Origin of the sequence: Clostridium sp. JN-9 (assembly GCF_004103695.1) — a bacterium.
Lineage (GTDB): Bacteria > Bacillota > Clostridia > Clostridiales > Clostridiaceae > JN-9.
Genome location: NZ_CP035280.1, coordinates 1,682,592 through 1,697,631, shown reverse-complemented (window position 1 = coordinate 1,697,631; position 15,040 = coordinate 1,682,592). Strand labels below are relative to the sequence as shown.

The following is a 15,040-nucleotide window of genomic DNA, read 5'->3' as shown; positions in this document are numbered from 1 at the left end:
TATAATGAATATTAAACTGGCAGATAAAGCCGGATTTTGCTATGGTGTTAAAAGAGCTGTTGACGTAGCATTAAAATGCAAAGAAAAATATAATAAAAAAATATATACTTTGGGCCCATTGATACATAATAATGATGTAGTTAATAATCTTAAAAAAAATAATATTTACCCAATTGAATTGGATAAAATAGATACTCTTAATTCCGGTGATGTGATAATTATAAGATCACACGGTATATCAGAAGAAGATTTAATAAAATTAAAAAATAAGAATTTAATTATTGTGGATGCCACATGTCCATTTGTATCTAATATACAGCAAAAAGTAAAAAAGTATCATGAATTAGGGTATACTATTTTAATAGTAGGTGATAAGAACCATCCAGAGGTAATTGGTATTAATGGATGGTGTAATAACAGTGCAATAATTTCAAAGGATGGAAACGATTTTGATAAATTGCCTAATAGGATCTGTGTAGTTTCACAGACAACAGAAAAACAGGAAAACTGGGAAAAGGTATTGAATATAGTAATAAAAAAGTGTAAGGAAATAGCAGCATTCAATACAATCTGTTCTGCTACAGAGGTAAGACAGAAAGCTGCTAATGATTTGTCTTCAAAAGTGGATATGATGGTTGTCATTGGCGGCAAAAATAGTTCAAATACAACTAAACTATATGAAATTTGTAAAAAAAACTGCCCAAATACAATTCACGTTGAAAATGCGGGAGAAATTCCACATTATATAAATAAGGAAAAAATCAAAAATATTGGTGTTACTGCTGGAGCTTCAACACCTGATTGGATAATAAAGGAGGCACTTTTAATAATGAGTGATGATAAAACAGTTGAATCAAATGAACAATTAGAATTTATGAATCAAAATGATCTACACATTGCTGTAGGAGATGTGATTAAAGGAAAGGTAATATCAGTAAACCCCAAAGAATTATTTTTAAATATAGGCTATAAAGGTGATGGAATTCTCCCAATAAATGAAATCTCCAAGGATGAGAATGTTAATTTAAAGGATATTTATAAAATTGGAGATGAATTAACAGTAAAAATTATAAGCCTTAGAAATGAGGATGGATATATAGTTCTATCCAAAATAGAATTAGAAAGAGTAGAAGCTTTTAAAGAAATAAAAGATGCTTTTAACAATAAGACTTTATTAACTGTTGAAGTAAAACAGATAGTAAATGGAGGCGTTGTGGCAAGTTATAAAGGTATCAGAGTATTTATCCCTGCATCTCATTTGGAGTTATATCATATTGATGATTTATCTGTATACATGAACAAAGAAATGGAAGTTGAAATTATAGAATTTAACGAAAGCAAAAGAAACACTAAAATAGTTGGCTCAAGAAGGGCAATTCTAAAAAAACTTAAAGATGAAGAAGAAGCAAAAACATGGGAAAGCTTAGATAAGGATATGATAGTAGAAGGTGAAGTAAAGAGACTTACAAACTTTGGTGCATTTGTTGACATAAATGGTGTTGATGGATTGCTTCATGTATCTGAAATATCCTGGGGAAGAGTAAATAAGCCAAGCGATTGCTTAAAAATTGGTGATAAAATAAAAGTTTATATACTGGATATAGATAAGGAAAACAAAAAATTATCATTGAGCATAAAGAAATTAATTGAGGATCCATGGAACAATGTAGAGGAAAAATACCCTGTAGGTAATATAGTACTTGGTAAAGTAGTTAGATTTGCAAGCTTTGGCGCATTCGTTGAAATTGAACCTGGAGTAGATGGATTAGTTCACATTTCTCAAATAAGTCATAAGAGAGTGGATAAGGTTGAAAATGTATTACAAATCGGCCAGCAGGTTAAAGCTAAAATACTTGAAGTAAATAAAGAAAATAAGAAAATAGGCTTAAGTATAAAAGAAGCTGATGAAATTTAATTATAATTAATAAAAAAGGCCAATATGGTCTTTTTTATTTTACCCTCCAGGTAATATTTCAGTATTAAAATAATATACTTTATTAGAGATATTTTGGAGGGAAAATCGTGGGGAATAGAAGGCTTATTGCTTATTCTGATGAGATTCAGAATAAGGAAAAACAATTAGTACTTAGAATTTTAAGTAAATATAATCTTGAAGTAATAAATATTTCAAGAATGAGAAGTGCATACAAAATAGAAACTTCCTCAGGGAATTACTGCCTGAAAAGATTGAATCATGGCAAATATAAACCTCGAAACGGAAGTATGCTTATAGATGACCTGGCAGCTAATGGCTTTAACCTTACTGCAAAGTACTTTAAAACAAAGGATGGCTATTTTTATGTAAAACACAAAAAAAGCTTTTTTTATTTAATGGAATGGATTGATGGTGAGGAATGTACTTTAAATGATATAGATGAAGTATTAAATTGTGTAAAGTTACTTGCTAAATTCCACTTAAGTGCATGTAATCTTGATACAAGTAAGTATAAAATCAGAAATAATCTTAAAAACTGGCCTAAAATATTTAATAGCAATCTAACTGATTTGGATAGATTTAAAAAAATTATACAAAAGAAAAAATTAAAAAGTAATTTTGATCTTAGTTATTATGATTATATAGACAGCTTCTACAATAGAGGATTAGTATCCCTAAGTTTCTTAAATTCTTCATATTATTATAAACTGTCCAAAAATGCAGAAGAAAACAAAACAATTTGCCATGACAGCTTTTATTATCAAAATATCCTTAAGAAGGGTTCAGATTACTATATAATTGATTTAGACAGTATAATGATAGATTTACAGATTAATGACCTTGGAAAGCTTATAAGAAGGATAATGTATAAAAAGACTTATCAATGGGACTTTGATAAGGTTAGGCAGATTATAGAAGCATACAGCTCCGTTAAAAAGGTATCTAAGGAAGAGCTGGAAGTAATGCTTGCATTGATTATCTTTCCTCATAAGTTTTGGAAGCTTGGCAAAAAAAGATACCTAAGGCATAAAAATTGGTCTGAGGCTAAATATGAACATAAGCTGACAAAATTAGTCAGATATAATGAATTGCAGCAAAAATTTTTAGACGATTATCTTGAATATCTGAACAAGTTTGATCATTAGTTTACATTGACTAATGTTTTTATTCCAATTATACTTAATAGTATAAGTCGTGAAATTTCCTATTATCAGGGTTATATTTAGGGGTAATTATGTTTAAAATTGTAAGACTAAATAAAAAACTTTTAGAAGAATTCAGGCATCTTCAGAATAGGAATATTGAATTTAATGAATTAAATGAAGATTTCTTTGATGTATACGAAAATTCTAATTTTACTCAGCAATTTTTTCTAAGAAGATGTATTAGCTTACTGCTGTATAACGATATACCTATAGGTTATATATGGACCAGCAGTGATGATAATTACTTATACAGCATTAAATGCTTATATATAAACACTAAATATATAATTAAAAATGACATTAAAGATTCTATACAGGCTTTGGATTTTCTACTTAACAGTCTTAAAAAGAACTGTATATATACCTTTACTTGTAAAAAAAATGAATTCAATTATATTATTCTGGAAGGTACTGGGTTTAAAAAAGAGCATGGCACAATCCAATTGTATTTCAGCTTAAATAAGGATGTTGAATTTTTATCCATTCCTAAGGGAGTAGAAATAGTTAATTTTAGAAAAGGTTATGATGAAGAATATAGATGTAATATACAAAATGAAGTTTTTAAAAGTTCTTCAAGAATTCCTTTGACAGTTGAGGACATTTTCTATGATGAGCTTCAAAGTTATTATTATGACCCTGGAGCTGTATTATTAAAATCAGGTGATGAATTTATTGGATATGGCCAGATAATAATTGACAGAGGGGAACCTTTTATAGTAAACCTTGGAGTACTCAGTGAATATAGAGGAAAACATTATGGAAAGATATTAATACTTTATTTAGTTAATTTATTAAAACATGAGGGATTTGAACATGTAAGAATAAAAGTGGATTCATCCAATGTGATAGCTTTTAATTTATATAGTAAGGTAGGATTTATTACTGAATCGGAAACAAATTTATGGAAATTAAAGAGATAAGAAAATTTTTCTTATCTCTTTTAAGGTAAATAGATATTTACTTTCTATTATTTAATTTTTTATATTCTTTAATTGCAATTCCTAAAATTTTCATAGCATCTTTTAATTCTTCACTATTAATGCAGTAGGAAATCCTTACTTCATCCTGTCCCAAGCCTTTGGTAGCATAAAATCCTTCTGCAGGAGCCACCATTACTGTTTTGCCATCATAATTAAAATCAGTTAACATCCATTTTGCAAAATCCTCAGCATTTTTTACTGGAAGCTTAGCCACAATATAAAAAGCTCCCGATGGTTTTTTACAAACCACACCTTCGATACCGCAAAGGGAATCATATAATATATTTCTTCTATTTTGGTATTCTGCTTTAACTTCCTTAAAATAGCTTTCAGGTGTATTTATTAAATCTGCACCTGCCATCTGTTCTATGGTAGGAACACAAAGCCTGGACTGACACAGCTTTAAAATCTGATTTATAAGTTCTTTATTTTTAGAAGCCACTAATCCTATTCTGGCACCACAGGCACTATAACGCTTTGAAATACTGTCAATTAAAATGACTCTGTCTAAAATATCAGTCATATACATGGCTGAAGTATATTTCAAATTATCGTATACAAATTCTCTGTATACTTCATCAGCTATTAAATATATATTATATTCTTTTGCTATATCAGCAAGCATTCTGATTTCCTTTTCAGTATAAACAACACCAGTTGGATTACCAGGGTTGGAAATCAATATGGCTCTTGTTTTATTAGTAATTTTTGATGTTATTTCTTCCTTTTCAGGGAGATGGAAGCCTTCCTCAGCCTTAGTAATAAAAGGTACTACATTTACTCCTGCAGCCTCTGCAAAACCATTATAGTTTGTGTAAAATGGTTCTGGTATTATTATTTCTTCTCCAGCATCGCAAATTGCCATTAATGCAAATAAAACTGCTTCACTTCCACCATTAGTAGTCATTATTTCGTCTTTTTCCAAATGAATATTCCACTTCTTATAATATTCTATAAAGCTTTCAATTAATTTATTTATACCTTGAGATGATGAATATGCAAGTACTTTTTCATCGAAATTATTAACTGCTTTAAAGAAGCATTCCGGAGTTTTAATATCAGGCTGGCCGATATTTAGATGATAAACTTTTATGTTATTTTTTGCTGCAATGTCAGCGTAAGGTGAAAGTTTTCTTATTGGAGAAAACTGCATATTTGATATTCTATTTGATAATTTCACTTTAGTCCCCCCATAGCTTTAAATAAAATTAGATATTATTGTATTAAATTTTCTATTGGTACATATGAAGATTTGCAATTAAACAGCTCTTCACTTTGAATTCTCATAAAATAGCTTCTGTCTTCAATACAATCAAATTTTAAATCTTTTTCATCATTTTTATTTTCTAACTTTGCATCATACATATACATTCCTCCCTTTGTTCTTATTTTGCCCAAAAGGGAGGAATATTATATATTACTTATAGTACTTATCTAATACTTTTCCTAATCTTTTTACACCTTCAACAATTTTGTCTTCACACATGTTAGAGTAATTCATTCTAAAGTAATTTTTGTGGCCGCCGTTTGGGAAGAAAGATGCTCCAGGAACAAATGCAACATTTTCTTTAAGTGCCTGTTGTAAAACTTCATTTGCATCTATATCTTCTCTCAATTGAACCCATGTAAATAAACCACCTTTAGGATGTGTGTAAATTACTTCTTTAGGGAAATTTTCTTTCATAGTCTTAAGCATTAAATCTCTTCTGTTTTTATATACTATTTTTATATTTTCTATATGATTATTTAGGTTATATGTTTCCATAAATAATGCAATTTCTCTCTGGGAAATAGTGCTGCATTGCAAATCTGCACCTTGTTTAACCAAGATATACTTCTTCAATATTTCAGGCTCAGCACATACCCAGCCTATTCTATATCCAGGACAGAAGATTTTTGAGAATGTTCCCAAATATATCACATATCCTTCAGTGTCAAAACTTTTAATAGATGGATATGGCTTACCTTCAAAGTTTAATTCTCCGTAAGGACAGTCTTCTATAACGGGAATTTTATACTTTGCAGCTAATTCAGCTACTTTTCTTCTTCTTTCAATACTCATGGTATTGCCAGAAGGATTTTGAAAATCCGGGATAGTATATATCATCTTTGCATCAGGATGTTTTTTAAGCTGTTCTTCAAGAACATCAACCTTCATGCCAAATTCATCCATTGGGATTTCTACATATTTAGGCTGATATGCATTAAAAGCATTAATGGCACCAAGATAACTTGGACTTTCACACATAATTATATCATCTTTATTGACAAAAAGCTTTGCAGAAAATTCTAATGCCTGCTGTGAACCGCTGGTTATCAGTATATTATCGTATGTGACATTTATACCAACTGGAATCATCCTTTGTTTTGCAATTATTTCTCTAAGTGGTTTATATCCCTCGGTAGCACTGTATTGTAAAGCGCTTCTTCCATCTTCTTCTAAAACTTTTTGAGATATTTTCTCAATTTTTTCAATAGGAAAAAGTTCAGGAGCAGGTAATCCTCCGGCAAAAGAAATAACCTCCGGCTTTTCGGTAAGCTTTAAAAGTTCCCTTATCTCTGAAGCCTTCAGAAAAGATGTTCTATCAGCAAAACGTAAATTCACAAAAGCACCCCCTAATTTAAAATTATTAATTTACTTTCTAATATAGTTAATTCTACATATAAATCATTTTTCCTTCTAAAATTTAGTAGATAATGAAATATATACTTCATTATTTATATTATATGTATACATATTAGTCATTTAACACAATATTGCAAAGCATATTATTATTTAAAATAATTTATCTATTTATTTAATATGTATTGCCTGTATTATGGTAAAATATAGTTATAGGTAAATAATAATTTTATTTTTATCGGAGTGGTTTTATGATAAGTGAATATGATATGAAAAGGCTTTTGAAATATTTTATTCAGTTTAAAAATAAGATAGTATTAAATAATGGAAATGATAATGTTAAGTTTGAAGATATAAATAATTTAATTATAAATTCATATTTAAAATTAATATTATGCTATTATATTTTTAAATTTAAAGAGGTAAATAAGGAATATATTGCTGCATTATTAAATTCTGATGACTTTATTAATTCATCCTTTTTTGATTTATTATCTTTATTTTATGGTTTTAAACTTAACAGCATTAATGAAAGAATTAAGAATAGATTCAAATTATATAAAATAAACTATTCTGCATCAATGAAGGAATTAAACATTAATACATATAATCTAATAATGAAAATATTGAATAAATATAATTCACTTGATATATCAATACTGGGAGAAGCTTATGAGAGAATAATATCTAACAGCTGCCGTAAGAATATGGGGGTTTTTTATACTGACAGCTATAATATAAACACAATTTTGAATTTAACAATAGATAAAGCTAATATAGAGGAAAATCCAAACATAAAAGTTATAGACCCATGCTGCGGCAGTGGATTATTTTTAGTAAAAGCCTATGAATTGCTATATTCCAAATTTAAAAGCATAATAAATAATTTAAATGATAAATTCAGCATGGAAAAGTATACTGTAACTTTAGATAGTAAAAAATATATGGTAAGTGGAAAAGATTACTGGATAGAGGATAATTTACATTACCATATTATAAACAATTGCATTTATGGTGCAGATAAAGATTATTTTGCAGTGTCTATTACAATTATTACGTTATTCTTTTTAAATCCAGAAATAAATAATATAACGTTTAATATAGATTACTGTGATAGTCTTGTACAATGGGAGCAAAGATGCAGTAATAAATCAATATGGAATAATAAATTTGATATTATTCTTGGCAACCCTCCATGGGTTTCACTTTCAAGAAAAAATAAAATTGATATCAGCAGTAATGCAAAAAACTATTATAAAGAAATATATAAAATCAGTAACTATCTTCCTAATCTATATATTTACTTCATAAAAAGATCACTTGGTTTATTAAAATTAAATGGAGTAATGTGTTTCCTAATTCCAGACAGATTGTGCTATAATAAATATTTAAAAGATTTCAGGCTTTATTTAATGAAGAATTTTATTATTGAAAAAATTATTGTAAATGGGAGATATTCTAGTGTTATAGCTGAATCTATAATATTACAGGTTAAAAATTCTATGCCTGATTTATGCTGTAGGACTTCACTTGAAATTAACAGTGAACAATATAAATTTAATCAGAATATTTTTTTAAAAAATGCAAATTTTGAATTCAATTATCCAAATCACATTTCTGAAAAACTTAAAATAAAAATAGAGCAGAACAGCACTCATTTATCAGATATATTCTGCAGTTATACAGGATTTATTGGTGATAAATCATTAATTACAAGATCACAATTGGGTTTGGAGTATATAAAAATACTAAAGGGTAAATGTATCAGCCCATTTGCAATAAATGATCATTTTTATTATCCTTATTTAAAGAATAATTTAAAAGGCGGCACTACCAACATTGAAAAGTTAAATTCTCCAAAACTTCTGGTAAAAAAAACTGGAGCTTTTTTAACTGCGGCTTATGACAAAAATGGAACATTCATTGAACAGTCTTTATATGGGCTTATATCAAAAGATAATAGTTTCCCAGTAAATTATGTACTTGCTATTTTAAACTCAGATTTAATGAACTGGTATTACAGAAGATTTTTAATAACTAATTTACATTCCACACCTCAATTAAAGAAATATAATTTAGATATAATACCAATAAAAAAGTGCAGTGACAGGCATATGAAAATTATATGTGATGTTGTAAATAAAATATCTAAGCAGATAGCTTTAAATTCAAAGCCAGATAAATTCCTAGTAAACTCTTTGAATAATATTGTATACTCAATTTATGACTTAACTGACTCTGAAATAAATGAAGTGAGCAATGATACAAAAAAATAGATTAAAAAATTAAAATATAGTATAATTAATTAGTCAAAATCAACATAACAAAAACAAATATGAGGTGGAAAACTAATGGAAAAGTTATTAAATAACAGCATACAGAAATATTTTTATATAGATACCTGGGGATGTCAGATGAATGAAGAAGATTCAGAAAAGCATTCAGGAGTGCTTAAAGCATTAGGTTATAAAAGAACTGATGATAAATCCAAATCAGACATAATAATATTTAACACATGCTGTGTAAGAGAAAATGCAGAGCAGAAGGTTTTTGGAAATATAGGAGCATTAAAGCATCTAAAAAATAATAAGCCTGACTTAATTATAGCAGTATGCGGCTGTATGATGCAGCAAAAGGGTATGGCAGAAAAGATAATTAAGAAATTTCCTTTTGTGGATATTATTTTTGGAACACACAATGCCCATAGACTGCCGCAGTATATAAAGGCAGTTCAGACAGAGGGAAGATCAGTTATCGATATTCAGGATAAGGAAGAAGACATTATAGAAGGCCTTCCAATTGACAGGCTTAGCAGTGTTAAGGCATTTGTCACAATAATGTATGGCTGCAATAACTTTTGTACTTACTGCATTGTTCCTTATGTAAGAGGAAGAGAAAGAAGCAGAATGCCTGAAGATATAGAAAATGAAGTAATTGATCTTGTGTCAAAGGGATATAAGGAGATAACATTACTTGGTCAAAATGTTAATTCCTATGGCAAAGGTTTAAATCCATCTATAAATTTTGCAGATTTATTAAGAAGAATCAATAAGATTCCAGGCCTTGAAAGAATTAGATTTATGACATCCCATCCAAAGGATTTAAGCGATGATGTTATAAATGCAGTGGCTGAATGTGAAAAAGTTTGTGAGCAGATTCATTTACCTGTTCAGTCAGGATCCACTAATATTTTAAAGAAAATGAACAGGCATTATACAAGAGAGCAGTACTTGAATTTAGTTAGAAAGATAAAAGATAAGATTCCAAATGCAGCATTAACAACTGATATAATAGTTGGATTTCCAGGAGAAACAGAAGAGGATTTTGAAGATACTTTAAGCTTAGTTAAGGAAGTATGTTATGATTCAGCATTCACTTTCCTTTATTCCAGAAGGGGTGGAACACCTGCTGACACTATGGAAGATCAGATAAGTGAAGATATTAAACATGCCAGATTTAATAGATTAGTTGATGCTGTAAATAGCTGCAGCGAAGCTATAAATAAGACATACCTTAAAAGTACCGTTGAAGTTTTAGTTGAGGGATTAAGCAAAAATGATGAAACTAAACTCATGGGAAGAACAAGAACGGGCAAACTTGTGAATTTTATTGGAAATAAAGACAGCATAGGAAAATTGGTTAATGTAAAAATCACAAAAGTAACCACATTTTCATTAAACGGAGAAGAAATATAAAAGCTCTTTAATAGAGCTTTTTTTACAAGAGACAAGGGGGAACTTAATATGTCATTAACTCCTATGATGCAGCAGTATTTAGAAATTAAGGAAAGTGTTAAGGACTGCATTCTTTTTTTTAGACTTGGAGATTTTTATGAGATGTTTTTTGAAGATGCAGAAATTGCATCAAAAGAACTTGAATTGGTTCTTACAGGCAGGGACTGCGGTATGGATAAAAGAGCTCCTATGTGCGGTATACCTTATCATGCAGCCAATACATATGTTGGCAGACTTGTAAACAAAGGTTATAAAATTGCAATTTGTGAACAGATGGAAGATCCTGCACTGGCAAAAGGTATAGTTAAAAGAGATTTAATTAAAATAATTACTCCAGGAACATATACTGAGTCAGATTATCTTGATGAAACAAGAAATAACTATGTAATGAGTATTTATATAGACAAATCCTCAGACACTATTGGCATTGCCACTTCAGATGTTTCTACAGGTGAATTTAATGTGACTAACTGCAGTCAAAATATAAATCTGGTACTTGATGAAATCTCCAAGTTTTCACCTAAGGAAATTTTGATTCAGCAGGATATAGATAAAAAGAATGAAAATGTTCTAAAAGAAAGAGTTAACTGTTATTTTACAGTTTTAAATAGTTCATATTATGATAATAGTTCTATAGAAAAACTTAAACATCAGTTTAAAGATTTTGATATAAGCCTTTATAATGAATCAGCTTTAAAGGCTTCTTCGTCTTTACTTCTATATATTCATGAAACTCAGAAAAATGATGTAAGTCATATAAATTTATTTGATTACTACAGTGTTGATGACTTCCTCAGTATGGATATAAATACAAGGAGAAATCTTGAAATAACTGAAAACATCAGAGAAAAGTCTAAAAAAGGTTCTCTTCTTTGGATTTTAGATAAGACAAATACTGCTATGGGAGGCAGGGCTCTTAGAAAATGGATAGAGGAGCCACTGGTAAATAAAACATTAATTGAAGATAGACTAAATGCAGTTGAAGAGTTAATTAATAATTATACATGTCATGAGGATTTAAAGGATTCTTTAAAAGATATTTATGATATTGAACGTATAGTAGGAAAAATTGCATCAAAAAATGTTAATGCTAAGGAACTGATTTCATTAAAGCTTTCCATAAGTAAACTTCCTCAGATAAAAAATATTTTATCTGGTTTAAAAAGCAACTTATTTTTAAAGATGTATAATAAATTAGATACCCTGGAAGATATTTATGACCTTCTTAATAAATCCATTATTGAAAATCCTTCTATTTCAGTTAAAGAGGGTAACATAATAAAGGATGGATACAATGAGGAGGTAGATGAGCTTAGAGATGCTAAATCTCATGGTAAGGAATGGATTGCTTCCTTAGAAAATAAAGAAAGAGAGTTTACAGGGATTAAATCTTTAAAAGTAGGATATAATAGGGTTTTTGGTTATTATATAGAAATTACAAAGTCTAATCTCAGCTCTGTACCTGAAGGAAGATACATAAGAAAGCAGACCCTTGCAAATGCTGAAAGATATATAACTCCTGAACTGAAGGAAATGGAAGATAAAATACTTGGTGCAGAAGAAAAGTTAACAGTTTTGGAATATAATCTTTTTACAGAGGTAAGAGAGAAAATTGAAACTCAGCTGAATAGAATGAAATTATGTGCTAAAATTGTATCTGAAATTGACTGCTTAAGCTCTTTAAGCACATCGGCACTTGAGAACAACTATTGTAAGCCTGTTATTACAGAAGGTGACGAAACTGAAATAAAAGATGGCAGGCATCCTGTGGTTGAAAAAGTAATTTCTAATGGAAACTTTGTTACTAATGATACTTTAATCAATACTAAAAAAGAGCAGATGCTGCTTATTACAGGCCCTAACATGGCAGGTAAATCCACTTATATGAGACAGGTTGCTTTAATTACCTTAATGGCTCAAATAGGAAGCTTCGTACCTGCAAGTTATGCAAAGATATCCATTTGTGATAAAATATTTACCAGAATAGGAGCTTCAGATGATTTATCAGCTGGTAAAAGTACATTTATGGTGGAAATGTGGGAAGTTTCAAATATACTAAAAAATGCAACAAAAAAGAGTTTGATTTTACTTGATGAAGTTGGAAGAGGAACCAGTACTTACGATGGTTTAAGTATAGCATGGGCAGTTATTGAGTACATCTGCAATAACAAAAACCTAAAATGCAAAACACTTTTTGCAACTCACTACCATGAACTTACACAGTTAGAGAATACAGTGCCTGGAGTTAAAAATTATTCCGTTTCAGTTAAAGAGATGGGAGATGAAATAATATTCCTTAGAAAAATAGTAAGCGGAGGTGCTGATCAGTCTTATGGTATTGAGGTTGCTAAATTAGCTGGTCTTCCCCATGCTGTTATATCCAGGGCTAAAGAAATATTAAAAAATATTGAGCTTGAAAAAAGCGGACATTTAGATATAAATGAAATTGCTGCAGATAATAATGCAGCTAAAAAAAATAAGACTAAAAAGAAAGATACGGCTGTAAAACAAATTGATTTTATGGACCTTAAGAAAAATGCCCTTATAAAGGAATTATCTGATCTTAATATTCTGGATATGAATCCAATGGAAGGATTTAATAAGCTTTATGAATTAATAAATAAAGCTAAAGACATTCAATAACAATATAAGAAGGTGCTCTAATTGGGTAGAATTAATATATTAGATAGTAGTACTTCTAATAAAATTGCTGCAGGTGAGGTTGTAGAAAGACCTTCCTCTGTAGTTAAGGAACTTGTTGAAAACAGCATAGATGCTGAGGCTAAAAACATTATAATAGAAATAGGTGAGGGTGGAGAAAAATTTATAAATATCATTGATGATGGCAGCGGAATCCACCCAGATGATATTGAGAAAGCATTTTCTCCTCATGCTACCAGTAAAATCTCAAAAATAGAAGACATATATTCTATAAAAACCATGGGGTTTAGGGGAGAGGCTTTGGCAAGTGTAGCTGCAGTATCAAAATTAACTCTAAAAAGCAGAACAAGAGATTTTAATTTTGGAAAAGAAATAAAAATTTCAGGAGGCAAAGTAGAAAAAATATCTGAAGCTGCATCCAATGTGGGAACTTCTATATGTGTATCTGATATATTTTATAATGTACCTGCAAGGCAGAAGTTTTTAAAATCTCCCCAAAGAGAAACAGCATCTATTTCAGATATTATTAGCAGACTGGCATTAGTAAACTCTGATATTAGTTTTAAGTATATAAACAATGGTAAAACTGTTATGACAACTTATGGTACTGGAAGCATGAAAGAAACCATTAGAAGCATTTATGGCAGAAGTATATATGAAAATATAATACCATTTGAAAAAGTTTCTGATATTGCTTCTGTGTATGGGTTTATTGGAAATTCTGAAATAAGCAGGGGAAGCAGAAATAATCAAAGTATCTTTGTTAATAAAAGGTATATAAAAAATAAATCCATTACTGCAGCTGTAGAAAATGCATTTAAATCATTTTTAACTATAAATAAATTTCCTTTTTTTATACTTTGCTTGGATATTTACCCCGAATTTATTGATGTTAATGTTCATCCAACTAAATCAGAATTAAAATTCAGAGATGACAGATATATTTATAAATTGGTATTCGATGCTGTTCATGAAGCGTTAAGACAATATTTATTTAAATCATTTAATAAGGAAGATACCTCATCTGAAAGCATGCCTAAAACCATAGTGCAGATACCAATTGATCTGAAAAGTGAATCTAATGGTAATATAAATGAAATAAGTTCCAACAATAATTATAGTCATTATATTTCAGAAAATAATAAGGAAAATACAAATATACATCCAAAAGCTGAATATACTGCTAATAACGTTAATTTAAATAAAGAAAACTATTTAGTCACTGAAAAAACAAATAAAACCGCTAATTATGAAATCAGCAAAACTGAAGGAGTTCCAAAATTTCCTTCATTAAATATAATAGGCCAATTTCATAAAACCTATATAATTGCAGAATATAATGATACTCTTTATATGATTGATCAGCATGCAGCTCATGAAAAGATATTATTTGAAAAATTTAAAAAAAGTATTTTAGAAAAACATGTAGTGAGCCAGTTACTTTTATCACCATTAGTTGTAGAGCTGACTCCAGAGGATTTTGCATACTATAACGACTTTAAGGAAATATTCGAAAACACAGGTTTTAAAATAGAGATATTTGGGGATAATACCATAACAATCAGAGAAGTTCCTGTTATACTAGGCAAGCCTAATTTAAAAAATCTTTTTATGGATATTTTAGATAATTTAAAGAATATGGGAACAGGGGAAAAAGATGCTGTTAAATACAATTCCATTGCAACCCAGGCTTGTAAGGCAGCAATTAAGGCAAATGACCCTCTTAGTGATATTGAAATGAAATCTTTAATTGAAGAACTGCGTTATATTGAAGATCCATTTACCTGTCCTCATGGGAGGCCTACAATTATTAAAATGGATTTATATGATATTGAAAAAAAGTTCAAAAGAATTCAATAAACAGTAGAAAAATAAATATCTACATACTAAGGAGGAAAATA

The 15,040-nt window shown here is 29.3% G+C and carries 10 protein-coding genes; 7 read left to right on the top strand and 3 right to left on the bottom strand.

Annotated features, from left to right (window positions below; translation table 11 throughout):
* Nucleotides 1–4: 4 nt before the first annotated feature.
* The 3 genes from EQM05_RS08195 (at nt 5) to EQM05_RS08185 (ending at nt 4,061) form a co-directional block, all read left to right on the top strand.
* Complete coding sequence (locus EQM05_RS08195; protein ID WP_128749585.1) at nt 5–1,915, top strand: bifunctional 4-hydroxy-3-methylbut-2-enyl diphosphate reductase/30S ribosomal protein S1; 1,911 nt, start codon at nt 5–7, stop codon at nt 1,913–1,915.
* Between the two features lie 107 nt (nt 1,916–2,022).
* On the top strand, nt 2,023–3,081 hold the full coding sequence (locus EQM05_RS08190; protein ID WP_128749584.1) for a CotS family spore coat protein: 1,059 nt from the start codon (nt 2,023–2,025) through the stop codon (nt 3,079–3,081).
* An 89-nt stretch (nt 3,082–3,170) separates the two neighbouring features.
* On the top strand, nt 3,171–4,061 hold the full coding sequence (locus EQM05_RS08185) for a GNAT family N-acetyltransferase (RefSeq protein ID WP_128749583.1): 891 nt from the start codon (nt 3,171–3,173) through the stop codon (nt 4,059–4,061).
* Nucleotides 4,062–4,098: 37 nt separating this feature from the next.
* Here the strand turns inward: EQM05_RS08185 and EQM05_RS08180 are convergent, their stop codons facing one another.
* The 3 genes from EQM05_RS08180 to EQM05_RS08175 are packed head-to-tail and all read right to left on the bottom strand — an operon-like array spanning nt 4,099 to nt 6,726.
* Nucleotides 4,099–5,301: a pyridoxal phosphate-dependent aminotransferase gene (locus EQM05_RS08180; RefSeq protein ID WP_128749582.1), complete on the bottom strand. Its 1,203-nt coding sequence runs from the start codon at nt 5,299–5,301 to the stop codon at nt 4,099–4,101.
* Nucleotides 5,302–5,336: 35 nt separating this feature from the next.
* Nucleotides 5,337–5,486 (bottom strand): hypothetical protein, encoded by a 150-nt coding sequence (locus EQM05_RS15745; RefSeq protein WP_164917239.1) that lies wholly within the window; start codon nt 5,484–5,486, stop codon nt 5,337–5,339.
* Nucleotides 5,487–5,538: 52 nt separating this feature from the next.
* Nucleotides 5,539–6,726, bottom strand: coding sequence for a PLP-dependent aminotransferase family protein (locus EQM05_RS08175; RefSeq protein WP_128749581.1), 1,188 nt, complete (start codon nt 6,724–6,726; stop codon nt 5,539–5,541).
* 269 nt (nt 6,727–6,995) lie between these two features.
* Between EQM05_RS08175 and EQM05_RS08170 the strand changes: the two genes are divergently transcribed.
* The 4 genes from EQM05_RS08170 (at nt 6,996) to mutL (ending at nt 14,999) form a co-directional block, all read left to right on the top strand.
* Nucleotides 6,996–9,020 (top strand): TaqI-like C-terminal specificity domain-containing protein, encoded by a 2,025-nt coding sequence (locus EQM05_RS08170; protein ID WP_128749580.1) that lies wholly within the window; start codon nt 6,996–6,998, stop codon nt 9,018–9,020.
* Between the two features lie 75 nt (nt 9,021–9,095).
* A complete protein-coding gene (gene miaB, locus EQM05_RS08165; protein WP_128749579.1) occupies nt 9,096–10,439 on the top strand; it encodes a tRNA (N6-isopentenyl adenosine(37)-C2)-methylthiotransferase MiaB in 1,344 nt (447 codons plus the stop codon).
* 48 nt (nt 10,440–10,487) lie between these two features.
* Nucleotides 10,488–13,121 carry a DNA mismatch repair protein MutS gene (gene mutS / locus EQM05_RS08160; RefSeq protein ID WP_128749578.1) on the top strand — a complete coding sequence of 878 codons (2,634 nt, stop codon included), beginning with the start codon at nt 10,488–10,490 and terminating at the stop codon, nt 13,119–13,121.
* Nucleotides 13,122–13,142: 21 nt separating this feature from the next.
* On the top strand, nt 13,143–14,999 hold the full coding sequence (gene mutL, locus EQM05_RS08155; RefSeq protein WP_128749577.1) for a DNA mismatch repair endonuclease MutL: 1,857 nt from the start codon (nt 13,143–13,145) through the stop codon (nt 14,997–14,999).
* Nucleotides 15,000–15,040 lie beyond the last annotated feature (41 nt).

Coding starts and splice junctions, on each gene's coding strand:
- EQM05_RS08195 (WP_128749585.1), top strand. CDS start 5: ATGAATATTAAACTGGCAGATAAAGCCGGATTTTGCTATGGTGTTAAA.
- EQM05_RS08185 (WP_128749583.1), top strand. CDS start 3,171: ATGTTTAAAATTGTAAGACTAAATAAAAAACTTTTAGAAGAATTCAGG.
- EQM05_RS15745 (WP_164917239.1), bottom strand. CDS start 5,486: ATGTATGATGCAAAGTTAGAAAATAAAAATGATGAAAAAGATTTAAAA.
- EQM05_RS08170 (WP_128749580.1), top strand. CDS start 6,996: ATGATAAGTGAATATGATATGAAAAGGCTTTTGAAATATTTTATTCAG.
- miaB (WP_128749579.1), top strand. CDS start 9,096: ATGGAAAAGTTATTAAATAACAGCATACAGAAATATTTTTATATAGAT.
- mutS (WP_128749578.1), top strand. CDS start 10,488: ATGTCATTAACTCCTATGATGCAGCAGTATTTAGAAATTAAGGAAAGT.